Genomic DNA, 23,224 nt, shown 5'->3' with positions numbered 1-23,224 from the left:
TACAGTCGTCCGTTGGTATTTCAGCTTAGTTTTGGTTGACGCTAACTTGGTTGGCGACCTGGAGGGCCAGTTCACGTGCCTGTTCAATAGTTTCTGCACGTGCCGTGGCAACGCCCATACGACGACGTTTAAAACCTTCTGGTTTGCCAAACAGGCGCAAATCGGTATTGCCGTCTGCTAAAGCAAGATTCAGGCCAGAAAATGAAAGATTACGGCCATCTACTCCAGCATAAATTACCGCACTGGCAGCCACACTATGTCGTGCAGTATTCACCGGCAAGCCTAAAATAGCACGTGCATGCAGCTCAAATTCACTTTGAAATTGGGAGGCTAAAGTCACCAGTCCAGTATCGTGTGGACGTGGGGAAACCTCACTAAACCATACTTTGTCGCCTTTTACAAAGAGTTCCACTCCAAAGATTCCGCAGCCACCAAGTGCTGTAGTGACCTTGTTGGCAATGCGCTTGGATTCTTCCAGCGCGGCTGGAGTCATCGGTTGAGGCTGCCAGCTTTCCACATAATCACCTGAGTCCTGACGATGTCCGATCGGGTCGCAATAAGACGTTTCGATTTCGCCGGTTTCTGGATTTTTTGCACGAACAGTCAATAAGGTAATTTCAAAATCAAAGTCAATTTGTGATTCTACAATCACAGTACCCTGATTGACCCGGCCACCGGTTTGCGCATATTCCCAGGCAGCATCGACTTCATCAAAACGGGTAACACGAGACTGACCTTTGCCTGAAGATGACATCACCGGTTTCACAAAGTTTGGATAGCCGACATCGTCACAGGCCGCGCGGAAGGATTCTAAACTGTCGGCAAAACGGTAAGCTGAAGTTGGCAGACCGAGTTCTTCCGCAGCCAGACGACGAATACCTTCACGGTTCATGGTCAGATTGACGGCTTTAGCAGAAGGAATGACTGTAGCAATGTTCTGGGCTTCTATTTCAAGCAGAACTTCGGTCGCAATCGCTTCAATTTCAGGAACAATTAAATGTGGCTGGATTTGATTGATGAGTTGTTTGAGTTCTACAGCATCTGCCATATTCAAGGTATAGGAATAATGCGCAACCTGCATGGCAGGGGCATGATCATAACGGTCAGCAGCATGAACTTCGACTCCAAGGCGTTGTAGTGAAATCACCACTTCCTTGCCCAGTTCACCAGAACCCAATAATAGAACTTTATAGGCAGAAGATTGAAGGGGAGTACCAATAGTCACGCTCATGTGGATCATCCATGCTTGATTTTATGGACTTTTAGCATAGCAGAACTGAGCCGACAGTTAAGCCAAGATTCATACAAAATTGTGATATTGACCAACAGTTTTATTTATAAAGTTTTTCTGGATTTTAATAAGGAGGCGCTGTCATTTTCACATCGCTGTCAGACTGCGTTTGCAGAAGATAAATCTCGCTTTGAGACTTGAGCTTTTCTATTTGTGCAACTTGTTCAGTATTGATATTTAGCATTTTTAACAGACGTAATGTACGAACATGCAGGAAATACGCATAGGGCAATACAAAAGGCAGTACCAAGCACAGCAAAAATAACAGTAGCCCAAAAACTGTGAATTGAATGCAGTCTCGCAAGATGGCGGTGAGCTGGAACTGATCTGCTGAAAAGGCGGTAGCTGAAAAAAGAATAAAAAGGAGCGCAAATAAACCAGCAAAAATTTTTAGAGTATTCGGCAGGACACGATGTCTGAAGCTCCATTTACCCAAAATCAATGTCAAAGGATGAAGATGCAGCACGTATTGGCTCTGATTAAGCATAGCAATAATTTGATGGGTGCTATTCTTTTTAATATAAACCACCCGAACTTGATCTGCTGGTTGAGCATGTATTTCGACAAAATGTCCGGTAAAATTTTGAGCATTGATAAAACATTCAAAATATTGTGCCGGCACTTCATGTCGATGGAATACGGTTAACATTTCATCGCGCCGATGATGAATAAAGATTTTGCCTTCAATCACCTGTTTGACCTCAAACATGCGCATCCTTCCTTGTTTTTATCGTTATATAAAAAAGACCTATACTATGAGTTTAGCATAAGTCTTTGTTTCGATTGATCAACGAGTTAAAGCTTAAAAGGGTACTGGAACATAGGTGTAAACCAGGCCATAGGTGAGCGCTGCGGTCAGTGTCGCCATCACAATACGTTTAAACTTAAAGTACAAAACCGTGAGCACAATAAAGCCAACCAGCATCGCAAAACTTTTATTCGGCGTTTCTAATAAAGGTGGCAGGGTAGCAACTACCAACATGGAGCTGATCGCAGCAATGCCAATTGAACCCAAGGCAATTTTTAGCCACAATGCTCCGCGTTTTTGCGAACCTTGCTGAAATTTTTGAATGACAAAAAAAGGACCAAAGCGCGAGGCGAAATTGGCAATTCCGACTAAAATCCCGACCAGAATAATCTCTAGATTCATGTTTGATCTCCTGCGTGCTCAGGATCTGGCTGCTTCAAAATATAGTGTTTGAACAGGCCGGCAAAAATACCGGAACTGATACCGATAAAGATCGCGGCAGACAAGTCGATAAAATAACAGGCAATCGCAGAAACCAGAATCGTGACGGCTACAACAAAAGTGTGTTTTTTCTCAAAGGCTGCCAACAAGAAACTCAGGAACAGCGCAGGTAACAGGAAGTCTAGTGCAGCCTGCAAGAATTGCGGCAGGTTGCTGACCTGATCGGCAAATAAGCCACCGAGGAAAGATCCGAGTGCCCAGGACATCCAGCTAAACAGGCTTAAACCGAGCATCCAGGATTCTGACCATTCCTGTCGCCGTTGCGAGAGCTTGATCATGCCGGAGGCAAAGACTTCATCGGTCAGACCCCAAGACCAGATTGCCGTTTTCTTTAAATTCAGCCGGTCTTGAATCAGATTTTGTAACGCAGGGCCATAGAGCAGATGACGAATGTCCAAGGCAATCACGGTCAATGCTGTCATCCAGATAGATGTACCACTGCCTAAGAGCGCAACTACCAGGAACTGGCTGGCACCTGCATACATCGAACAGGACAGGAACAGTGCTTCCCAAGCGGTAAAGCCAAACTGAGTAGCTGACACACCAAAAGCAAACGACACTGGTAAATAAGTGAAGATAATCGCTTGGCTATCTTTTGCACCTTGCCAGAAGCCAGCAGGTTGCGTAGCGAGTTGATTCGGTTCAGACACGACACACCTTGAAGGAGAGTTGAACGATGGGTCAAATGAAGATTGTGTATTCTACGTGAATTTAATAGCATAGTGCCGAAATGTTTAAATTGGCGAGCCTGATATGTGGATGTTCAAGACACGTGCGATGCTGATTGCTGCTTTAATAAGCACGGCAATATTGTTACAAGCGTGTGGGAATGACAGTCAATCGACTGATAAGCCAGAAATTAAACCGGCACCTAAACTGACTAATGATGCGACGACTTATGCCAATGCCGCATGGCAACTGATCAATGAAGTGGATCCTCTGGTCTATAATAAAGAAGTGGATCAGCTGGAAACACAGGTACGTCAACCAGCACGTAAATTGAGTACAGACTGGCGTATTAATGTCAAAATGACTGATTCGGTAACCGAAGGCAAATATGCCCTGTGTCGTAAAGCCTTGACCAGTCTGGAAATCTGGGCGCGGACGACCATGGGAAATGGCAACAGCCTGCAACAAAAACAGGCGGATTATGAGCGGGATAAACTGCAATGTCAGAATGCCATTGCCCATCCTGCACTCGGAAATACCGATCCTAAGCAAAAAGGTACTGCAATTGCCAATATGCAATAAACCTTTGCCCATTTAAATGTACTTATAAAAAGCCAGTCTGAATGACTGGCTTTTTTAGCAAAATAAGCTTTAAAAATAGGGCATCCACATATGTTCTAATAAAAGTACCATTACACCGCAGATCAGGAGTGTGCTGCCAATCATGCGTTGAATCATTGTACGTGTAGACATGGTCGATCTCCTCAAAGATTTAAAGCGTGTTTAATGCTTCCAAATAACGACGATTTACTTCTTTCCAGTTCACAACATTGAAAAAAGCCGAGATGTATTCCGGACGACGGTTTTGATATTGTAAATAATAAGCATGTTCCCAGACATCCAGACCTAAAAGGGGAATATTGCCATGCATCAGCGGAGAATCCTGATTGGCACTGCTTTCCACAATAAGCGTTTGATCTGGCGCCATACTTAACCAGGCCCACCCACTACCAAAACGGCTAAGCGCTGCTTGGGTAAACGCTTCTTTAAATGCCTCGAATCCTCCTAATTCATGTTCGATTGCCTTGGCAATTTCAGCTTCGGGATGACCACCGCAGTCTGGACTCATCACTGTCCAGAACAGGGAATGATTGGCATGTGCACCAGCATTGTTGATCACGTTCTGTCTGAGTTGCTCGGGCACTTCATTGAATTTGCTAATTAACCTGAGTTCGACATAAAAAATAAATAAAAAAAAGCCTTAGCATCTGTAATATCTTGGTTACGAAGACAAAACATTTCAGAGCAAGGCTTTTTCATGGACTATATTACCGAATTATTTTGTATCTTGGATGATTTCTGCAAAAAGTTTAATGAATCTTTAGAGAAAGCTCTAATTTCTGATCAAAAAACAACAATGAAAAAGTCAGCTTTAAGCTTGTCTGAAGTCATGACCATTGTCATTTTATTTCATAAATCCGGGTTTAGATTTTTCAAATATTTTTATTGTCATATGATCATCCCATTTTGGAAATCAGCTTTTCCCAAGCTTCTTAGTTACAATCGTTTTATTGAAATTATGCCGCGTTGTTTGCAAGCTTTGAGTAGTTTCTTCCATCAAGTTAAAGGAGAAGATACCGGAATTTGTATTATTGATTCGACTAAATTGGTCGTTTGCCATAATCTTAGAATTAAAAGACATCGTGTATTTAAAGGCTTAGCTGGTCGTGGTAAAAGTAGCACAGGTTGGTTTTATGGATTTAAAGTCCATATTGTTATCAACAACTTGGGTGAAATTATTAATCTCAAGATTACATCGGGAAGTGTTCATGATGTTGCTGTACTTGAATCTTTAACCCAAGAGTTAAAAGGTATTTTACTGGGCGATAAAGGCTATCTGAGTAAAGCAAAAACTGAAGCTTTAGCAGCAAGGGGGCTCAGACTATTAACCCCGTCACGCAAGAATATGAAAAATAAACCCATCCAAACTGAAGAAGAAAAACAATTGCTTTGCAGAAGAGGATTGATCGAAACAGTGAATGATCAGTTAAAAAACTTACATCAAATTGACCATTCACGTCATCGTTCGGTGAATAACTTTATGGTGAATATTATGGCTGCTATAGTGGCTTATTGCTTAAATCCAAATAAGCCAACTTTCCAAAACTTGCTAAAAAGCTAAAATATTTCATCGAACTCAGGTTAATTAAGGCTTCGACCGATAAATCTTCCCATTCTGTGCCCGCTATTCCTGCATTGATATTATTGATATAGGTTTGATGATGCTTGCTATGATGAATTTCCATAGTCTTGCTATCGATATGAGGCTCTAGCGCATCATAAGCATAAGGTAGTGCAGGCAAGGTGTAGCTCATTGGCAGGATTCCTTGAGAGAATGAAGTTAGGTTATTTTTCATTAGATTTAAGATACGCCCTAATTTAATATTTATATATGAGAATAGTTATCATTATTTTTAATATGTGTTGATCTTATGCGCTTTCAGAAAGGTTGTTATACGTATGAATCCTCTTTTTAAAAGTAATAAAAAAAGCCCCCAAGAAGGGGGCTTTTTCAAACAGCAACGACTTAAACGTTAAAACGGAAGTGTAAAACATCGCCATCCTGAACGATGTAAGTTTTACCTTCTAGACGCCATTTACCTGCTTCTTTCGCACCGGCTTCGCCGTTGTACTGCACGAAATCATCATAAGCGATACATTCTGCACGGATAAAGCCTTTTTCAAAGTCGGTATGAATCACGCCTGCTGCCTGTGGTGCAGTTGCGCCAACTTTTACGGTCCAGGCACGAACTTCTTGCACGCCCGCGGTGAAGTAAGTTTGTAGGCCCAGTAATGAATAACCTGCACGAATGACCACATTTAAACCCGGTTCTTCCATGCCCATTGCTTCAAGGAATTCAGCACGGTCTTCATCTTCAAGCAATGAAATTTCAGCTTCAATCTGGTTGCAAAGTGGAACCACAATCGCATTTTCTTCAGCGGCTAATTTTCTGACTGCATCTAAATGCGGGTTGTTTTCAAAACCGTCTTCAGCAACGTTGGCAATATACATCGTTGGTTTAAGCGTCATTAAACCAAAGCCACGTACCAGCTTGCGTTCGTCATCATCTAGGTCCGCTGCGCGAGCCGGTTTACCTTCATCCAGTAAAGGCTGGATTTTTTCCAGAACAGCTTTAGTGGCAAGCGCTTCTTTGTCGCCACCCTTGGCAGATTTTGTCAAACGCGTAATCGCTTTGGCTACAGCATCCAAGTCTGCAAGTGCAAGTTCGGTATTAATCGTAGCGATGTCATCTAGTGGATCAATACGACCATTCACATGAATGACGTTTTCATCTTCAAAACAACGCACAACGTGAGCAATTGCATCAGTTTCACGAATGTTGGCCAGGAACTGGTTACCCAAGCCTTCACCCTTAGAAGCACCCGCTACCAGGCCTGCGATGTCTACAAATTCCATAGAAGTCGGAATAACACGTTGCGGTTTAACAATTGCAGTCAATTTGTCTAAACGTGGATCAGGAACAGGTACAATCCCGGTGTTTGGTTCGATCGTACAGAAAGGGAAGTTTTCTGCAGCAATAGCAGCTTTGGTTAAGGCATTGAAAAGTGTAGATTTACCAACGTTCGGCAAGCCGACAATACCGCAATTAAAACCCATGAAATAACTCACAAAAGCGTTATATAAAAATTGCCCCCGATTTTACATGAAAGCATGACTAAAGTCAGGTCATGTGCTTGTGGTTTATTGCAATCAAATGCTTCTGGCGACTTAAAATGACTCGCTGAGCTTTCCGGGATGTATCGTGAGTCCACCAACCATAGAGGAATAATCAGCCAGTATTTTACTTTTGAATAAAAATCACATTGTTTTTCTAAAAGTGAGTGACTAAAGTATCTGAATAAAACGGCGGCCTACACGCCCTGATCCAATAACGATAAACATGGAGCATACATGCGAACTTTATACCAGTTTCCTTTATCTCACTTTTGCGAAAAAGCACGTTGGATGCTGGACCATAAAGAGCTGTACTATGTTGCTCACAATCTGATACCCGGGGTACACCGCGCTTTTGCCCGCCTGAAAACAGGTCAGAATCGTCTGCCTATTTTGCGTGATCAGGATGGATGGATCGCAGATTCCACCCAGATTGCTCTGTATCTGGATGATACTTATCCAGAACATCGTTTACTGCACGCAGAAGGATATTTTCGAAATAAAGCTTTAGCGATTAATGAAATTACCCTGGAATTGGGTCGTCATGTCCGTCGCTGGATGCTGTCTCAAGCACTGACTTCTGATCATGAATCTCTGGATATTTTAATTGGTGAGCAGGGCTATCTGCGCCAGTTTGAAAAATTTTCTAAACCTTTATTGAAAGCGATGGTGGCCAAGGGTTATGCATTGAATGAAGAAACTGTGGCGGAATCCAAACAGCATATTGATGTTGCGGTACAGCAGCTCAATCAGATGCTGGTCAGCCAAGGTGGGCATTATTTTGTCGGAAATCGTTTAGGTCTGGCGGATATTGCAGTCTGTTCCATGTTGGCACCGCTTTTGGCGATTCCAGGTACGCCGTGGGAAAAAGAAAATTTTGAAACCTTGTCCGAAGAATATCGTGACTATCAGCAGTATTTGAATGAGCTACCACTGGGTGAATATATTTGTCGTATTTACCGAACCGAACGCAATGCACGGGTAGACTGGCGTGGTATATAAGTTTAAATGCTACTTTCAAAATTAAAAAACGCGCATGAAGCGCGTTTTTTTGATGAGATTATGATTAACCCCAAGGATTAGTCTGGTCGATATCAATATTTTTAGTAAAATTATTGAGGAGTGAACCAAAATCAAATCCGGATGAAGAACCGCCACTGCCAATATTCTGAATCGTATCTTTGATGCCAGGCAGGAGAGCAGACAGATCAATATTGGAATCAGTCGCGCCCACCCCTTGGATAAGATCACCGAGGTCAGGTAGTTCAATCGAAGAGCCACTACCAACCAACTGACCAACACCTTCGACAATACTGCCTAAGTCAAAGCCGTTTGAAGCAGAGGAAATACCTTCGATCATATCACCCAGATCCAGATCGCTACCGAGATTCAGATTACCCAATAACCCACCCAAGTCTATGCCATTTGAACCATTCGCAATCAGACCGCTCAGTAAGTCAGTGAAGTCACCGACATCAAAACCACCCGTTGCATTTCCGCCTACAAAGCCGCTAATTAAATCGGTAATAGCACCAAGATCAAACTCATTGCCTGCATTACCACCAATCAGATTGCCGACCAAACCAGCGATCGCACCAATGTCTACACCGCCCAATCCGCCAGAACCACCAATCAGGCCACCGACCAATTCAGCAATTTGTGCGATATCAATCTCGCCATTCCCGCCAATCAGATTGCCGACCAGACCCGCAATCGCACCAATATCTATGCCGCCCAATCCGCCAGAACTGCCGATCAGACCACCGACCAATTCAGCAAGTTGTGCGATATCAATCTCACCATTACTGCCAATCAGGTTGCTGACCAGACCCGCGATGGCACCGATATCTACGCCGCCTAAACCGCCAGAACCGCCGATCAGGCCACCCACCAGTTGAGCGATTTGTGCGATATCAATCTCGCCATTGCCGCCAATCAAGTTGTCGACCAGACCCGCAATGGCACCAATATCAATATTACTTGACCCACTGATCAGGCCACCAACAAGCTGAGCGATTTGTGCGATATCAATCTCACCATTGCCGCCAATCAGGTTACCGACCAGCCCTGCAATCGCACCGATATCTACGCCATCTAATCCACTAGACCCACCAATCAGGCCACCAACCAGCTGAGTGATTTGTGCGATATCGATATCGCCATTGCCGCCAATCAGGTTGCCGACTAGACCCGCGATTGCACCGATATCAATATTGCTTGAACCGCCGATCAGGCCACTAACCAGTTGAGCGATTTGCGCAATATCAATTTCACCATTGCCACCAATCAGGTTGCTGACCAGCCCTGCAATCGCACCAATATCAATATTACTTGAACCGCCGATCAGACCACCGACCAGTTGAGAAATTTTACCAATATCAATATTGCCAGTGCTGCTGCCCAATAAGCCGCCCACCAATTTAGAAATAGTCTCAAGATCCAGGCTGCTGCTATTGCTCCCCATTAAGCTCTTTAATAAGTTGGTGACCTGGGTAATATTAAAGCTACCGCCATTGGATTGGGTTAAGCTACTGATCAGGCTTTGAATATTTAGACTTGAGACATTCGAACCAGACAACTGAGTTAATAAATTGCTGAGATTTGTCGTACTCAGGCTGCTTCCAGAAAGGAGATTATTTAATAATGAGCTGACCGAAGGTTGAGTATTGGATCCGGTGAGATTGCCAATAAGATTGGTGAGGGTACCTGATGTCGTTCCACCGAATAAGCCGCCCAGTAAGCTCTTCGTTTGGGTTTCGACGGTTAAAACAGGACTCACTTTTGTTTTTATCAAGCTTAAAAGTTTAGAAGCCATAACCGTTCCTTGTGTAATATTTTTGAAATGCGCTATTTTTGTTTTTAAAGCGCCTTTGTTTTAATCTATTTCTATACACTTGTAAAAGATGGACGGTTAAGTCGTGTGGGGACTGAGAGGAATAGCCTATCTGTTGCCATGTTTACCAAATTTAAATAATTTAAAAATAAAGATTTAATTAAAAATACCATTGGTCATATTTTGAATTAATGCGATTAACGGTCATTGAAACCATCCTGAAAACCGTATTTATAAAATGAGATTGAATTTGGAAAAAAATTTCAGAATATGAAAATTTTGTGAAAAATAAATAAATATTGTATAACAGAGATGGCGCAAAATTTTCTGCATCTATTGATTATTGATATAAGAGTATAAAAATGGAACTGGATCGTTTCGATAAACATATTCTAGAAATATTGACCCATGAAGATGTCAATCTGAATGAACTGTCCGAGCGGGTGAATTTATCTGTGAGTTCGGTGCATCGCAGGATCAAACACTTAATCGATCATAATATTATCAGTGGCTTAAAACGTGAAATCAATTACCAAAAATTAGGTTTCAGTCTGCATGTGCTGTTGCAGGTATCCTTAAGCAAACATGATAGTGATACTTTTGCTAAATTTCTGGAAGAACTGGAAAGTATTCCCGAAGTGATTAATGCCTTTTTGGTCACCGGTCAGTCTGCGGACTTTATTGTCGAAGTCGTGGCGCGGGATATGGAAAATTATAGTGAAATCCTGCTCAAGCGGATTGGAAAAATTGAGCATGTGGTTGCACTGCATTCCAGCTTTGTCATTAAAGAATATAATGTCTTTAACTGTAGCGGATTACTCAATAAAGTTTAATCAAAGGCGAGGGTGAGAGACAGCCATAAAAAACGCACCCTAAGGTGCGTTTTTTGAATCAAAATATTTAAGCATCGAGTTCTGCTAAAACGGCATCTGAGAATTCAACGTTGGTATACACGTTTTGTACATCATCCAGATCTTCAAGCATATCAATCATTCTCATGATTTTTTTTGCTTGATCGATGTCGGTGATTTCTGCTTTGGTTGAAGGACTCATCACCACTTCAGCATTGTCAGATTTTAAACCTGCAGCAGTTAAAGCATCTTGAACATCACCGAAAGCTTCAGGTGTAGTAATCACCAGGATTTCATCTTCAGTGACTTCGATGTCTTCCGCACCTGCTTCTAATGCCACTTCCATGATTTGATCTTCCAAAGAAACATCTTCAAAAGTAATCTCGCCACGTTTCGTGAACAGGAATGCCACCGAACCGTTAGTGCCTAGGTTACCATCAGTTTTAGAGAAGCAATGACGTACGTCAGGCACAGTACGGTTCAAGTTGTCAGTCATGGTTTCAACAATAACCGCAACACCACCTACACCATAACCTTCGTAGGTCACTTCTTTCAGGTCGTCGTTATCTTCGCCACCAGCACCACGTTGAATGGCACGGTTGATCACGTCACGTGTCATATTCACTGATAATGCTTTTTCAACCACAGCACGTAGACGAGGGTTGCTTGCAGTATCTGGACCACCAAGCTTTGCAGCAGTGGTTAATTCACGAATGTATTTGGTAAAAACTTTACCACGACTCGCATCTTGTTTTGCTTTGCGATGCTTAATATTGGCCCACTTGGAATGACCCGCCATGCGAACTATGCTCCTTGTAGATTGGCTGTATGCCTATCAGAATGCCGAAATTCTACCATAAGCGTTTTTTTAAAAAAAAGTGCCTGGATTTGAGATTTCAGGATAAAAACAAAAAAAGTGCAATATCGAGGAAAAATAGAAAGAGGATACAGGGATTTATAATTCTATTGATACATTGATATGGACAAATGACTTGGACATAAACAGCCGAATCGCTGATTATGTCCGTGCTTTTCTTTTTTAAAAGCTTATTCTGGAATAACGATATCCAGACCAACCTTATCTTTATACAGTTGTTTGATCAAAGCCAGGTCATGCGCAAGGTCTGTCGGATAGATCTTGCCAAGAATGCCACCTTGCTTGGTTCTGGAATTGGCGTATAACAACACGATCGGTACATTGGCAGCCTTGGCAATATGCCAGAAACCGGTACGGATCGGTTTGCGTGCCTCACCCTGTTTGGCTCGTGTCGCTTCGGGAGCAATGACCAGATTGAACTTTTCATTGTTCTGAAAATGTTCCACCATCTGGGTCACGATATCTTTACTGGCCTTGCGGTCAACCGGAATACCACCAACAGCGTTTAATAGCGGTTTGAAAGGTCCTTTAAATAATTCTTTTTTGATTAAGGTATGAACCTTGAGGTCGTAAATCTGGAACAGAGCAATTGACAGTACCGCATCCATCATTGAGGTATGTTCAAATCCAATAATAACCTGTTTATCTTCAAGCACATCTGGTTCGACATGATATTGCCAACCTGCAAGTTTAAATGCAGATTCGCCAAGGAATTTATTTAGCATAAGTACGGAGAAGTAAAAGCTGTATGTAGAGAACTGCATAATTTCATCTTGTTCGCCCATACAGTCAATAGGCTTTCCAATAAAATCAGCGAATAATGTAAAAATCTATGATTTATTCATCTTTTTAAGCTGCAAGATTAAGAGTTAATATATATAAATAAAACAATATTAAGATCTTAAAAATATCATTAGATACAAAAAAAGTCTTAAAATGATGAAAAAATGACTATCCAGAGCACATTTTAGTTATTAGACTTTTGTCGAAGAAGAAGACTGATACAGGTCTTTTCTATTTTCTTATTCTTTCTACTCTGAGATTGAAAAGTATGACGTACATGACAGCCTTCGTAGTCTCCCTATTGATTTTTGCGCTTATAATTGTATGGTCTTTGATCGAAATTAAGCAAGATTTACATAAAGACGAAGAAATGAAGTCTGAATTCTAGTCATTCTATCTTCTTTAGCTCACGGCTATTCATTTAACATTCGTGTCTGAGCAATAAAGAATTTTGATACCTTATAGATATACTAAGACCTTAAATCTATCAGTTTTACGCTTAGTAAACCGGATTAAATTCAAGATACAGGCTCATTTATCTTAAATGATGCAGCATGTATCTCATTTTTCTATATGCCTCCTATACTGAAGTCTTAAGTAACTGAATTTTGACTAAGACAAGTCGCCCATGATTGCTGCCTAAATGTTCAAGCAGTTATAAAAGCACTTGTCTTTCCAAAAAATCTTAGCTAGTATTCATGACGCCTGAACTTATTGATAAATAAAGTTTTCAGCATATAGGGCCTATAGCTCAGTTGGTTAGAGCAGCGGACTCATAATCCGTTGGTCGACAGTTCAAGTCTGTCTGGGCCCACCAAATTTTATACTTATATAGCTTTATATAAGATCTAAACCCTTAATTCTAATAGAGTTAAGGGTTTTTTAATGCTTTACTTAAATGTATATAACTTCATATGGGAACACGTCCTGTGTATCCTTGTTTGTATCCTTTAAATAAAATATAACTCAGGGATACACCAAGGAAAAAATCTCTGGAGATTCCATAAGTTATGAAAACAAATGATGTAAAAAGTGATGTAAACGCTCATTCAAAAAATACACCTCAGAATGTAAATATAAGGCGTAAAAAAAGCGTTGAAGATATTTACAAAGCACTCAAGCCGAAAGCTAAAGAATATCGTCAACCCACAGACATTGCTGGATTGTATTGTCGAGTTCAGCCAAACGGTAAAAAGTCTTGGCAGTATCGCTATAAGAATGATCAAGGTAAATGGGCATGGATTGGTTTGGGTGCTTATCCAACAGTAAATTATGTACAGGCACGAGAAAAAGCAGAAGGTATGTTAAATGGCACGCTTGAAATAAAAACACAGGCTGAGATTAAAAAAATAAAGTTACAAGATAAAGATGCCTTATTTTCTACTTTAATGAATGAGTGGTTAGAACGTAAGAAATTAACGTGGAAAGCTGAAACCTATCGAAAAGAAAAACAGTCCATTGAGAAACATCTTTTATCAGTTTTTGGGGATCGGGAGTACGCTACAATTACTTCTAGAGAGTGGTTAAATCATTATACAGAAAAACAAATTAACGAAGGTATTTTTAACCGTATTGAAAAATTGATCTCATACTGCTATGGAGCCTATAGTTTAGCTAAATTTAAGAAAGATCTCTTATATAACCCTTTAGAAGGTATAAGAGATCATTTAGCTAAAGGGGAAACAGAGAGCATGAAGCATGTAAAAATTCATGAGTTACCTGAAATGATTTCTTTAATCAGAAATTCCTCTTCTCGACCCGTGGCGATCGGCTTAGAGCTTTTAATTCACATGTTCCCTCGACCAGGGGAGCTGAGACAGGCACGATGGGAACAATTTGATTTTGCTGAAGCTGTATGGATCCGACCGCCGAGTATGATGAAAAGAGGCATTGAGCATGGTATACCGCTATCTCAACATGTTATGAACCTTCTAATAGAGTTAAAAGAGATTTCTCCAGAAAGTGAATACTTATTTCCAAGCCGTGACAATATTAATAAACCGATTTCTAATCTGACATTTAATGCGGCATTAAACAGGCTGGGGTATCGAGGTAAGCAAAATCCCCATGGATTTAGGCATATTGCATCAACAAATTTGAATAAAAATTTTAGTTCTAAATCTCAGGTGATCGAGTCTGCGCTGTCTCACTTAAAAGGTGGCGTTAAAGGGGCATATGATAAAGAAGCACATCTAGAAGAACGCTACGAAATAATGGAGTGGTGGAGTAATTATATCGAGTCTTTACTTAAGCATTAACACAAAAACGTGATCACTTTTTTTGTGTTTTAGGACGGATGGGATTTGAATTATTTTTTTTTGATAGCATGGTTTCTCTATTATTAAACGAGGATCCTCAATTGGATCATTTTAGAGCACATACATCACATACTCGTCGTAGTATTGTACGTACTGTTAAAAATTTTGATGATTTAGATATACCAGTGGTTTGTCACAATATGAAGCCATTTCGCTTAAAATACAACCAAGTTTGTGAGTTGCTTAATGTAACACGAGATTGCTTACGTAAAATCATCGAAAATGATCTTTCATTTCCAAGACCATTGAAAGAATGTAGTACTCGTCAAGCAGCAGTATATTTTGATACAGCTGAAATTGAAGAGTGGTATAAAACTTACAAAGCTAAATGTAGGAGTGAATAATCACTATTTAAACAACCATCTAGGCAATACTAGATGATCAATTCCACATAGCAAACACACAATGTGTTTATATCCATTTCGGGGCTATGCAAAAAAACCACTTTAAGTGGTTTTTTAATTTTCTAGTCTTCAGATTCTATATGCAGGGTCGACTCTAGTTATGATCTAAAGAAACAATAAATTTCTCAATCATTCTTCGCTCAACCTCAGGTAATTTTTGCAGGGTGCTCACAAGGGGATCAACACCTAATGCACTCATATCTTTACTTCGTCCTAGGATGTAGTCTGCTGATATATTAAGTACGACAATGAGCTTATAAAAATTTTCTAAAGAAGGTTTACGTGAGCCCGACTCAAAATGCGCAATAGAGGTTACTGGTATTCCCGTTTTTTCAGCAAGTTCTTGCTGTGTCAGCTTTCGTATCTTTCTAACTTCTTTCAATCGAATCTTAAATTCATTCGAGTCTAATTCAAGTGTCATTATTACCGCCAAATAGACAATAAAAACTTGACGTTTTAGTCATGTTTTTATATAAATATAGACATAGTTTAGATGCTTACTTGTAAAACGAGAAGCAACTAAATCATTACTTGATAAAAATCTAAATCAATTGAAGGCCAAACGCTCATGATGAATTATTCTTCGAGTCGAATTTTGACATCGATGCATCCTAGTATTCGCCATCTCAATATTCGCAATGTAGCTAAAATTGTAGCCTCAAAAATTATTTGTAATACGCAATTACAGTTGCAATATAATCCTGACTTTTGTAGGCAACTGGGCGTATCAACTTATCTCAACACGCACATAGGATTAGCTTATTTCATTGATGATCGCTATTTTGACCATTATGGTTAGAGGTGGATCAGGAAATTTAAACAACACTTATAAGTGATATTTTGCTCCCCAAATGATGTTATAAACATCAATATATGGAGTATTTTATGACACGTAGACCAAGAAGAAATCATTCAAATGACTTTAAAGCTAAGGTAGCACTTGCTGCGATTAAAGCAGAAAAAACACTTGCTGAATTGAGTGCTGAATTTGATGTTCATCAAAACCAAATTATTGACTGGAAAAATCAACTGATTTCAGCTTCCTCGCAAGCTTTCGATCAATCAAAAGCTCCAACAGAACCACCCATCGATCTAAAAAAACTACATGCAAAAATCGGTGAGCAGGCATTAGAAATTGATTTTTTAGAAGGTGTGTTGAAGAAACTGGGCCGCTTCAACCACAAAAGTTAATCGATGACTCACTTCAGATTTCAGTATCTAAGCAAGCTAAGCTGCTGAAAGTCTCCCGTGGTTGTTATTACTATCGCCCAAAACCTGTGAGTGAATCAGATCTGAAGCTGATGCGCTGTATGGATGAGTTACATATGCAATACCCTTTTGCAGGTAGCCGTATGATGCGTGATTTATTGAATCGTCAAGGACATCATATAGGACGACGTCATACACGTACTTTAATGAAGAAAATGGGCATTAATGCGTTATATCGTAAACCAAATCTAAGTCAGGCCAATCAAGCTCACCGTAAATATCCATATCTGCTCAAAGGATTGGCTATTCAGCGCAGTAATCAAGTGTGGTGTACGGATATAACGTATATCCCTATGGCAAAAGGCTTTGTTTATTTATGTGCTGTGATTGATTGGCATAGCCGCAAGGTACTTGCGCATAGGGTATCGATTAGTATGGAGGTAGATTTTTGTATTTCGGCTTTAAATGAAGCGATTGAAAAATATGGATCACCTGAAATATTTAATACAGACCAGGGCAGTCAGTTCACCAGTGATGCATTTATTGATGTATTGAAATCAAATGGCATTCAAATCAGTATGGATGGTAAAGGTCGATGGATTGATAATGTGATGGTTGAACGGTTATGGAGAAGCGTTAAATATGAAGAGGTGTATCTCAAAGCTTATAGCAGTGTCACCGATACGAAAAAGCAATTGAGTGCATATTTTGAATTTTATAATTTGAAACGACCTCATTCGAGTCTGGACAAAATGACTCCAGATGAGTTTTACTATGACCAGCTACCACAACAAAATAAGGTAGCTTAACTAGAGCAGAATATCACTTATAAATAAGCTTTTAGTTGTTCAAACAAGTGGGACCACCTCTGTTTACAACCAGAAAACTTAATAAATTTTTCAGATGTCTATGCTCAATTGTTGCATGACTTTTATGAGTTTTCAGGTTATCAGCCAGATCAGCTATGATCTAGGTTGCGACGGCGTACACAGGATCAGTAAAACCAACATGCAATAGCGTAAGACGGTTAGTGCCTTTCCATTGTTTTGGGATACTAGCTCAAACTTAAAAGAATTATTTAGACTGCTGTTCATGCTGCAAGATAGAAATTTAAACTGCAGTCGTTCCATGAGCTTTTCCTCAGAGATTTCAGAAGATATAGCAATCTGCCAATATTTTTCTGGAAATAAAGAATAAATTCCTGTCAAAAATCGATTTGCTAGCCTTATATCAGCACTATTAAAGATTAATCCAGCATGTGAAATGTTGGCTTTCATTTCAAAAATATGTAGTGCATTTAAGATGTTTGCATCATCACTTTTCAATTTATTAAGCCGTTTAAAAAAATACTCTAAGACTATTTTTTCTTCCTTGGTTTCAATATGTGGAAGTATGCGTTGTGATTTATCAGCATCAATAATGAAGCGAGGTCGGTTCTTGCGATTTTTGAGTTGTTTGAGCTTAAGTATATTTTGTTGCCACAGCATGAGTGTCTTAATTGGAAAGTCATACTTTTGAGACAGAAGCTCAGGTGTATAAGATTGATCTAATGCTTTAAGTATCCTTGAAATCATTAAATACGAATAACCAGATTGACTAGTACCATAAATATAACGATTTTCAGTGAGTTCATGAGTATCTATTTTCTGGGGTAGTAAAATTGATTGCTGTACTGTTTCCAATGATACCGCGTGAGTAAGTTGGGTCATTTGATTATCATAATGACTTAAATAAATTTGCTTTGTAGGTTTCCGCGGTATTACTAATTTTGGACAGATCTTTTGAATAACAGTTGGATCCAAACATGGGTCGAATTTCCTTAATTGATAACCTGCTATTATGTAAGCTAAATGCAGATAGCTTCTAAATGTTTCAGTTGGGTCTATGTGACCTAATATATGAGATAGTAAATACCAACAATCTTGTGGTGTTTGAGAGCGTACCAGCTCATTTCGGATTAGGTTGTAATGCTCGATTGAATAGTCCGTGAAGGTAGACACAAACGTGTAGTCTATATTTAGGATTAGCGCGAGAGAATTGGCCGCTGTATGCCGTAAGGAATGAAAAGAATAACGATGTCCTGGCAATAATGTATCGAGTATTCGTTGAAAAGGAAGTGTCACCAAATGTGGTTTAAGACGTTCAGCACTGTTCCACATTGTGAATAAGTACTGATTAGGAGTATAAGCACGGCGCCTTGTTTGGCAGTAATGCTGAAATTTAACATGCTCCTCTTGAGTCAGTAGAATTTGAATGTTGAGATTGCGTTCAGCACTATCCGTTTTAAGTAAGTGTTGTTGATGCTTGGCACGATATGGGCGAATCCAAATCGAACTTGCCTGAACACCTTCCACGTCTTTAATGCGAAGTCCAAGAATTTCATTAATCCGCATGCCCGTACGAAACGCTATCGTATATACGATACTGAGCATTGCTAAATCATGAGCCGTATAGCTTGGGCTTTCATGATATTTAAGTTGGGCAAGCAGCTGTTTAAAGGTTTTTGCAGAGATGATTTCGGCTTTCGGTGAGCTTAAATGAAACCCTTCATTCTGCATTGGGAACACATCAGCATCAAATAACACACGCTGAAATTGATGGAATCGTTTTATGAGATCAAATTTTTGTGATTTAGATTTACCAACGCCGTTTAACATGCGCTTGTAGATCACATCTAGATGATCATTGAGGTTGGGTTCTTCTATAAAGTCATTGCTGTGGAGTAACCAAGTCTCTGCGAGTTTTGTGTAGTAGCTATAAATTGAAGAATATCTAATTTTTTGTTGTTGCGAGATATGGTGCAAATATTTGGCTGAATCCAACTGATACAGTTGAGCGATAGATTTAATATCTTCTAAAGCAGGATGAAACAAGCTATACAGCCAAAGAGCTAACCGTTTGCCATTTTCAGGCAGGCTGTTATGTTGGCTGTGTAGAACGTTATATAGATCTGTGGAGGTCTTATGGCTGTTTTTGAAGAACCTCAAAATCTGTTTATGCAAAGCAGTAAGTGCCTCAAGAGTATCTTCAGTGTGTAATCGTTCCTCTTTTGCCGTGGAATTGATATTTTTGAACAGTGGCTCTTTAGTTTGTTCAGAATGGCAGAGTATTAGCTGGGGTGAAAGATAGCGTTTAAACGCACTAGGGCTTAAGCCACATGTCTCAATCTCTTCAGATAAACACAGCGTCAGCGCAGGACTTAAATTGACATTGTCTAATTGCATCAATGAATGACTGGAAGCTTCTAAGAGTTGATTGAATTGCTTTTGATTGAAAGGTATTTCTAATGCATTAAAAATGGAACGGATATAAGCGTAGCAATCAAATTGGATATCGATAGGCTTTGCTTTAAATCTAAGGATCCACAGTTGAGTCAATCGGTCAGGTACAAAATTTCGTGATTTCTTGAGAGGATGCTTAGGATCGTACAAATCACCATAATGGGGTGATTGCGGTTCTAAGAGTAAAAGCGGAAATTGTAATGCCTGAACATAGTAGATTTCTTCATCAGTTTTGAGATGTTCAAGTAAAGCATTTAAGCTAGCTTGATGTGAAAGTCCGCCGTACAGGATTGCACTGATAAGAAGATTGCCAACAATTTCATCATCTGAAAAATGTTCCGTAGTATGCCAATAACGCCAGAGTCGCTCTTTTAAATAGGTGAGATATTTCGAATTCTCTAACCAAGATTCATTAAATATTAAAGGTGTCCGTTTAATAGAAACGAGGTGCTGCGTTGGTAATGGTAAGTCTGCATCATTGGCACGGTTGTATTGAATAATGTGTTTGCGAAAGTGCTGATAAAATGCCTTTTTTAAAGAAAAGCTTACTTTTTGTTGCTCTAAGTGCTGAATCACTTGGTTATAGAGATCTGGGAAATTTTGTGATTGTTGTGTCTGTTGTAATTTTTCTTGGGAGAGAAATTCATCGATGATTGCTTGAATTTGTAAGTGCTCTTTTATGCGCTTTTGATCTCTATTCTTTGTACGGCGTTCATGTGCATAATGTTTTTGTTTAAGCATGTTCATACATCCCATCAATTTGGTAAGCGTGCTGCATATTGTTGAGGCAGTTGGCGAGTTCTTTATATTGTTGAAGCGAAAGACTTGAGAATTTTTGCCCCATTTCTTGTTGGTTTTGCTCATGCCCAAACAAAGCCAGAATGAAGTTTTCATCTGCTTGTTCGGTGAGATATGCACGAGCTGTATGCCTAAGCCAATTGGCATGATCAAGTTGCATAATACGAGTGAAACTGTTGACTAAATGAGGGCTAAGTGCTTGCCATTGTCCATGTTGATAGACACTGAGGAGAGGCTTTTTACTGCTTAAAATTTCTTGAATATACGGTTGATGCTCTGGGTACAGTTGTTGGAATTCATTTAAATAGGTAATGAATAAGCGGATTTGCTTTACAACAAAATCACATAGAGGAATTAATCGACCATCATTTGTTCTACTGTGAATTTCTTTATCTGAAAGCCAAAGCCATTGTTGTTTTAAATCGAAATTTTTTAAGAAACCTGGGAAGTCGCTGACAGGTCGAGCTGCACTGAACAATAATAAGATATGCCAAAGCCATACATTATAGTGATTAAACATATCAAGCATTTTTCCTTGATGTTCAGCTTGAATGATCTGATGTTGTAAGTATGCAAATATAGCCGTTACTATTGCTGGTTTAGGGGCTTTACAACTACCAAACCTTTGTTGCTCATCATCGATGACATAGATTTCTTTTGCTAAGTCTTTTGATAGCTGATGTACTGTACCCTGATAGCTTTGCTGCAAACGGTAGATTGGATACGAACAATATGAAATAGAAACTGATCGATTTGCATCGATGCCTGTAAGAATGTCGGCTAGTTGTTCATTTTGAGTGTAATGGTAAATACAGTGATGTAATAAAACACTTATTTTTTTAGTTGATAACGACGGAATGAAGAGTTCTTCCCGACATTTTTTTAATGCATGTGCGACTTGCTCTTGCTTCAGTATTGGCTGTTGTCTTAGACCCTCTACCAGCTCTTTGACTAAAGGTAAATCGAAATGGGTTACCTGATTAAGCAATTGGTCTTTGTATTCAAAAGCAGAGTCCTCAAACAGCGTGAATTTGGAACGTAGAAAATATTGATCGTTTTCAAAAATGACCTTCTGTCGTTTATTGAGTGCATAGCGTTGTTTGGATTGTAGATAGAGCCATTGCTCAATAGGAACACCACTCAAGAAACTGAGTAAGATAAAAAGATATGCTTTATTTTTTTTTTGATGATTTAAATAGAGTTGATGACAATGTTGTACAAGTAAGCTCAGGCTATTGAAGTCTGGATAATGCTTACTACAGCTAAAATTATGCTGTTGTCTAATGATGTGTTGCTGTGTCAGTTTACTTACTCGATGTTGTAAAAGACTAGATTGGCTTGTTAATGGCGATACCTGTGCTGTATTGATGGAGTATTGCTGATTTGGCTGTTCATCCTGTAATTCCTCATAAAAGAGAGCAGGATGCTGTTTCTGAGGCATGTCATATGGACAGTGTAAAATGGCGTTGTGTTCATCCAAATAAATTGGCTCATCGATGTGCTTGGGTGGTGCTGAGTAATGTTTCTTGGGTTTAAGTGCTAAGACATAATCATAGAATCGCCGTATATCAAGCAGTAATAGATACTGAAAACGATTGAGTTTAGAGTCGTTTTCTAATTCCCGTAAACTCTTCACGAAGTCAGCCAAGGTAATCTCATGGCTAGGCAATTGCTCCCATAACCACAAATATTCCTGCTGATACCGATTCAATTGTTTGCCTTGTTGCGATGCGGCATAAGCTTCGTTTGCTAATCTAAATCGATTAAACACTCTAATAATGGTGGTTTGGTGATCCTTTTCAGTCGGATTCGGAATTGCTTTAAGAATACATGCTGCATGTAAATTATGCACAGCCCATCGTTGTATAATAGGATATTCATGCTGATCTACTGAATAGAGATAGGCACAGATCGGATGTTTAGACACACTTGGGGGGAGAGGTAATTTTGTTGGGAGTTCAAACTTAGAGTCTGCATCGAAGCTGACTGTTGTTTTCAATAAGGGTTTTAATTCAGGGATTAAGACTGTAGGTTTTAAGTGCTGTGCGATAGCATTTTGATAGTCCTGATCAAAAAATTCATGATCTAGCATTCGCTCAATGATGTTTTCAATTTTCATGGTCTAAACTCCAAAATTGTGATGCGCATGGTTGTACGCTCGTGAGTGCTTTACATTTATTTTTGAGTGCTTGAATTCGTAGGTCGTGAGTGCCGTTGATTTGCTTCTGGCGATAAAGTAGCTGATTACGACTGCAATCGATTAACTTAGCGAGTAGGTCTCGAGAAAGACTGCATCTGGGTTTGTCATAAAGCTTTTGATTCACATCGTAAATTGCTTGTTTCGATAGAGACTGATTTAAGTTATGAAGTAGCTTATCGGGATTAAGAGCCTGTGGATTGATCTTGAGCTCAGTCATCAACTTAAAGAGTGTGTTGCTGAGTTGATATTGAACCTGAATGAGGTCTACATCAGCTTCTACAATGCTTCGAGCTTTGATTCGAATATTTTGTTGTTGTGCTATATAAACAAGAAGAAAGTTATCTGTTGCGAATAACTCAGCTGGAGCAGGTGCAGTAGCAGATATTAGGCTCACGTCATGTTGAAAGTGTGTTGGCAGTTGCGAGGCATTTAAAATCTGAGCGTAGCTTTGGTAAATTTTGAACAGAGGCGGGTAAGGACGGATCATGACCTCCTTTGTATAAAACGGTCTTTTATTGGCTAGCTGAGAATTTGCTTTTGTAGGCTTCATTTATTCGCCCTCCTGATTTTTTTAACTTAGATCAAGAAGTACAAAAAACTTTTAATTTTTATAAAAAGATCAAGAAAGTGGTTATAAATGTGGGCGGTTTTTGATGAATTTGAGAGGCTCAAAGCGGGTGGGAAATAGGGTGTATTTGGAATTTTTATTTTAAGTTATTGATTTT

19 protein-coding genes, 1 tRNA gene and 2 pseudogenes are annotated in these 23,224 nt (G+C 39.6%); 8 read left to right on the top strand and 14 right to left on the bottom strand.

Annotation, left to right across the window (positions count from 1 at the left end):
• Positions 1–25 precede the first annotated feature (25 nt).
• The 4 genes from purT to F890_RS03480 form a co-directional block, all read right to left on the bottom strand.
• Positions 26–1,240, bottom strand: a complete 1,215-nt coding sequence (gene purT, locus F890_RS03495) for a formate-dependent phosphoribosylglycinamide formyltransferase (RefSeq protein ID WP_171057027.1) — start codon at positions 1,238–1,240, stop codon at positions 26–28.
• Between the two features lie 115 nt (positions 1,241–1,355).
• Positions 1,356–2,000 (bottom strand): hypothetical protein, encoded by a 645-nt coding sequence (locus F890_RS03490; protein ID WP_005265742.1) that lies wholly within the window; start codon positions 1,998–2,000, stop codon positions 1,356–1,358.
• A gap of 93 nt (positions 2,001–2,093) precedes the next feature.
• Positions 2,094–2,441: an L-valine transporter subunit YgaH gene (gene ygaH / locus F890_RS03485; RefSeq protein WP_004278941.1), complete on the bottom strand. Its 348-nt coding sequence runs from the start codon at positions 2,439–2,441 to the stop codon at positions 2,094–2,096.
• On the bottom strand, positions 2,438–3,190 hold the full coding sequence (locus tag F890_RS03480; RefSeq protein WP_005265741.1) for an AzlC family ABC transporter permease: 753 nt from the start codon (positions 3,188–3,190) through the stop codon (positions 2,438–2,440). The genes ygaH and F890_RS03480 overlap by 4 nt, the downstream gene beginning before the upstream one ends.
• Positions 3,191–3,293: 103 nt before the next feature.
• On the opposite strand from F890_RS03480, the gene F890_RS03475 reads away from it, so the two are divergent.
• The gene (locus F890_RS03475; protein ID WP_005265740.1) at positions 3,294–3,791 is read left to right on the top strand and encodes a hypothetical protein; all 498 of its coding nucleotides are present in this window, start codon (positions 3,294–3,296) and stop codon (positions 3,789–3,791) included.
• A gap of 190 nt (positions 3,792–3,981) precedes the next feature.
• Here F890_RS03475 and F890_RS03470 read toward each other — a convergent pair.
• Positions 3,982–4,434 (bottom strand): annotated as a pseudogene (locus F890_RS03470) (superoxide dismutase); the annotation flags it as partial.
• Positions 4,435–4,527: 93 nt separating this feature from the next.
• Between F890_RS03470 and F890_RS03465 the strand changes: the two are divergent.
• The gene (locus F890_RS03465; protein WP_004729973.1) at positions 4,528–5,391 is read left to right on the top strand and encodes an IS982 family transposase; all 864 of its coding nucleotides are present in this window, start codon (positions 4,528–4,530) and stop codon (positions 5,389–5,391) included.
• Between the two features lie 19 nt (positions 5,392–5,410).
• Here F890_RS03465 and F890_RS03460 read toward each other — a convergent pair.
• Positions 5,411–5,584, bottom strand: a pseudogene (locus F890_RS03460) (superoxide dismutase); the annotation flags it as partial.
• 212 nt (positions 5,585–5,796) lie between these two features.
• On the bottom strand, positions 5,797–6,888 hold the full coding sequence (gene ychF, locus F890_RS03455) for a redox-regulated ATPase YchF (protein ID WP_004645523.1): 1,092 nt from the start codon (positions 6,886–6,888) through the stop codon (positions 5,797–5,799).
• A gap of 294 nt (positions 6,889–7,182) precedes the next feature.
• Here ychF and F890_RS03450 point away from each other — a divergent pair, with 294 nt between their 5' ends.
• Positions 7,183–7,947, top strand: coding sequence for a glutathione S-transferase family protein (locus F890_RS03450; protein ID WP_005265736.1), 765 nt, complete (start codon positions 7,183–7,185; stop codon positions 7,945–7,947).
• A 64-nt stretch (positions 7,948–8,011) separates the two neighbouring features.
• Here the strand turns inward: F890_RS03450 and F890_RS03445 are convergent, their stop codons facing one another.
• Positions 8,012–9,760, bottom strand: a complete 1,749-nt coding sequence (locus F890_RS03445) for a beta strand repeat-containing protein (RefSeq protein WP_005265734.1) — start codon at positions 9,758–9,760, stop codon at positions 8,012–8,014.
• A 380-nt stretch (positions 9,761–10,140) separates the two neighbouring features.
• On the opposite strand from F890_RS03445, the gene F890_RS03440 reads away from it, so the two are divergent.
• Positions 10,141–10,611, top strand: a complete 471-nt coding sequence (locus F890_RS03440) for an Lrp/AsnC family transcriptional regulator (RefSeq protein ID WP_004645518.1) — start codon at positions 10,141–10,143, stop codon at positions 10,609–10,611.
• A gap of 67 nt (positions 10,612–10,678) precedes the next feature.
• On the opposite strand, the gene F890_RS03435 is transcribed toward F890_RS03440, so the two are convergent.
• Together F890_RS03435 and F890_RS03430 are read right to left on the bottom strand one after the other, a co-directional pair.
• On the bottom strand, positions 10,679–11,428 hold the full coding sequence (locus F890_RS03435) for a YebC/PmpR family DNA-binding transcriptional regulator (RefSeq protein ID WP_005265733.1): 750 nt from the start codon (positions 11,426–11,428) through the stop codon (positions 10,679–10,681).
• A gap of 248 nt (positions 11,429–11,676) precedes the next feature.
• Entirely contained in the window at positions 11,677–12,231 is a 555-nt protein-coding gene (locus F890_RS03430; protein ID WP_026056524.1) for a 1-acyl-sn-glycerol-3-phosphate acyltransferase, read from the bottom strand.
• Positions 12,232–13,029: 798 nt separating this feature from the next.
• On the opposite strand from F890_RS03430, the gene F890_RS03425 reads away from it, so the two are divergent.
• The 3 genes from F890_RS03425 (at position 13,030) to F890_RS18000 (ending at position 14,951) form a co-directional block, all read left to right on the top strand.
• Positions 13,030–13,106, top strand: a tRNA-Ile gene (locus tag F890_RS03425).
• Between the two features lie 193 nt (positions 13,107–13,299).
• Entirely contained in the window at positions 13,300–14,547 is a 1,248-nt protein-coding gene (locus tag F890_RS03420) for a tyrosine-type recombinase/integrase (RefSeq protein WP_005265732.1), read from the top strand.
• Between the two features lie 38 nt (positions 14,548–14,585).
• A complete protein-coding gene (locus tag F890_RS18000) occupies positions 14,586–14,951 on the top strand; it encodes a helix-turn-helix transcriptional regulator (RefSeq protein ID WP_005265731.1) in 366 nt (121 codons plus the stop codon).
• 154 nt (positions 14,952–15,105) lie between these two features.
• Here the strand turns inward: F890_RS18000 and F890_RS03410 are convergent, their stop codons facing one another.
• Positions 15,106–15,432: a helix-turn-helix domain-containing protein gene (locus tag F890_RS03410; protein WP_005265730.1), complete on the bottom strand. Its 327-nt coding sequence runs from the start codon at positions 15,430–15,432 to the stop codon at positions 15,106–15,108.
• Positions 15,433–15,896: 464 nt separating this feature from the next.
• Between F890_RS03410 and F890_RS17990 the strand changes: the two genes are divergently transcribed.
• Positions 15,897–17,029, top strand: a protein-coding gene (locus tag F890_RS17990) for an IS3 family transposase (protein ID WP_228128522.1) whose coding sequence is annotated in 2 segments (ribosomal slippage) — positions 15,897–16,149 and positions 16,149–17,029 — 1,134 coding nt in all. Because the reading frame shifts where the segments join, the coding sequence is not laid out codon by codon here.
• Between the two features lie 153 nt (positions 17,030–17,182).
• Here F890_RS17990 and F890_RS03395 read toward each other — a convergent pair.
• The 3 genes from F890_RS03395 to F890_RS03385 are packed head-to-tail and all read right to left on the bottom strand — an operon-like array spanning position 17,183 to position 23,049.
• Positions 17,183–20,242 carry a tyrosine-type recombinase/integrase gene (locus tag F890_RS03395; RefSeq protein WP_005265727.1) on the bottom strand — a complete coding sequence of 1,020 codons (3,060 nt, stop codon included), beginning with the start codon at positions 20,240–20,242 and terminating at the stop codon, positions 17,183–17,185.
• Entirely contained in the window at positions 20,235–22,418 is a 2,184-nt protein-coding gene (locus F890_RS03390) for a hypothetical protein (RefSeq protein ID WP_005265726.1), read from the bottom strand. Before F890_RS03390 ends, F890_RS03395 begins: the two co-directional genes overlap by 8 nt.
• The gene (locus F890_RS03385) at positions 22,408–23,049 is read right to left on the bottom strand and encodes a hypothetical protein (protein WP_005265722.1); all 642 of its coding nucleotides are present in this window, start codon (positions 23,047–23,049) and stop codon (positions 22,408–22,410) included. Before F890_RS03385 ends, F890_RS03390 begins: the two co-directional genes overlap by 11 nt.
• Between the last annotated feature and the right edge of the window lie 175 nt (positions 23,050–23,224).

The organism is Acinetobacter sp. CIP 64.7 (assembly GCF_000369745.1).
Classification (GTDB): Bacteria; Pseudomonadota; Gammaproteobacteria; order Pseudomonadales; family Moraxellaceae; genus Acinetobacter; species Acinetobacter fasciculus.
This window is presented reverse-complemented; position numbering and strand designations above follow the sequence as displayed.

Bases quoted from the DNA above. Each gene is read 5' to 3' on its own strand.
- purT (WP_171057027.1), bottom strand. From the start codon at position 1,240: ATGATCCACATGAGCGTGACTATTGGTACTCCCCTTCAATCTTCTGCC.
- F890_RS03490 (WP_005265742.1), bottom strand. From the start codon at position 2,000: ATGTTTGAGGTCAAACAGGTGATTGAAGGCAAAATCTTTATTCATCAT.
- ygaH (WP_004278941.1), bottom strand. From the start codon at position 2,441: ATGAATCTAGAGATTATTCTGGTCGGGATTTTAGTCGGAATTGCCAAT.
- F890_RS03475 (WP_005265740.1), top strand. From the start codon at position 3,294: ATGTGGATGTTCAAGACACGTGCGATGCTGATTGCTGCTTTAATAAGC.
- F890_RS03465 (WP_004729973.1), top strand. From the start codon at position 4,528: ATGGACTATATTACCGAATTATTTTGTATCTTGGATGATTTCTGCAAA.
- ychF (WP_004645523.1), bottom strand. From the start codon at position 6,888: ATGGGTTTTAATTGCGGTATTGTCGGCTTGCCGAACGTTGGTAAATCT.
- F890_RS03450 (WP_005265736.1), top strand. From the start codon at position 7,183: ATGCGAACTTTATACCAGTTTCCTTTATCTCACTTTTGCGAAAAAGCA.
- F890_RS03445 (WP_005265734.1), bottom strand. From the start codon at position 9,760: ATGGCTTCTAAACTTTTAAGCTTGATAAAAACAAAAGTGAGTCCTGTT.
- F890_RS03440 (WP_004645518.1), top strand. From the start codon at position 10,141: ATGGAACTGGATCGTTTCGATAAACATATTCTAGAAATATTGACCCAT.
- F890_RS03435 (WP_005265733.1), bottom strand. From the start codon at position 11,428: ATGGCGGGTCATTCCAAGTGGGCCAATATTAAGCATCGCAAAGCAAAA.
- F890_RS03430 (WP_026056524.1), bottom strand. From the start codon at position 12,231: ATGCTAAATAAATTCCTTGGCGAATCTGCATTTAAACTTGCAGGTTGG.
- F890_RS03420 (WP_005265732.1), top strand. From the start codon at position 13,300: ATGAAAACAAATGATGTAAAAAGTGATGTAAACGCTCATTCAAAAAAT.
- F890_RS18000 (WP_005265731.1), top strand. From the start codon at position 14,586: ATGGGATTTGAATTATTTTTTTTTGATAGCATGGTTTCTCTATTATTA.
- F890_RS03410 (WP_005265730.1), bottom strand. From the start codon at position 15,432: ATGACACTTGAATTAGACTCGAATGAATTTAAGATTCGATTGAAAGAA.
- F890_RS03395 (WP_005265727.1), bottom strand. From the start codon at position 20,242: ATGCTTAAACAAAAACATTATGCACATGAACGCCGTACAAAGAATAGA.
- F890_RS03390 (WP_005265726.1), bottom strand. From the start codon at position 22,418: ATGAAAATTGAAAACATCATTGAGCGAATGCTAGATCATGAATTTTTT.
- F890_RS03385 (WP_005265722.1), bottom strand. From the start codon at position 23,049: ATGAAGCCTACAAAAGCAAATTCTCAGCTAGCCAATAAAAGACCGTTT.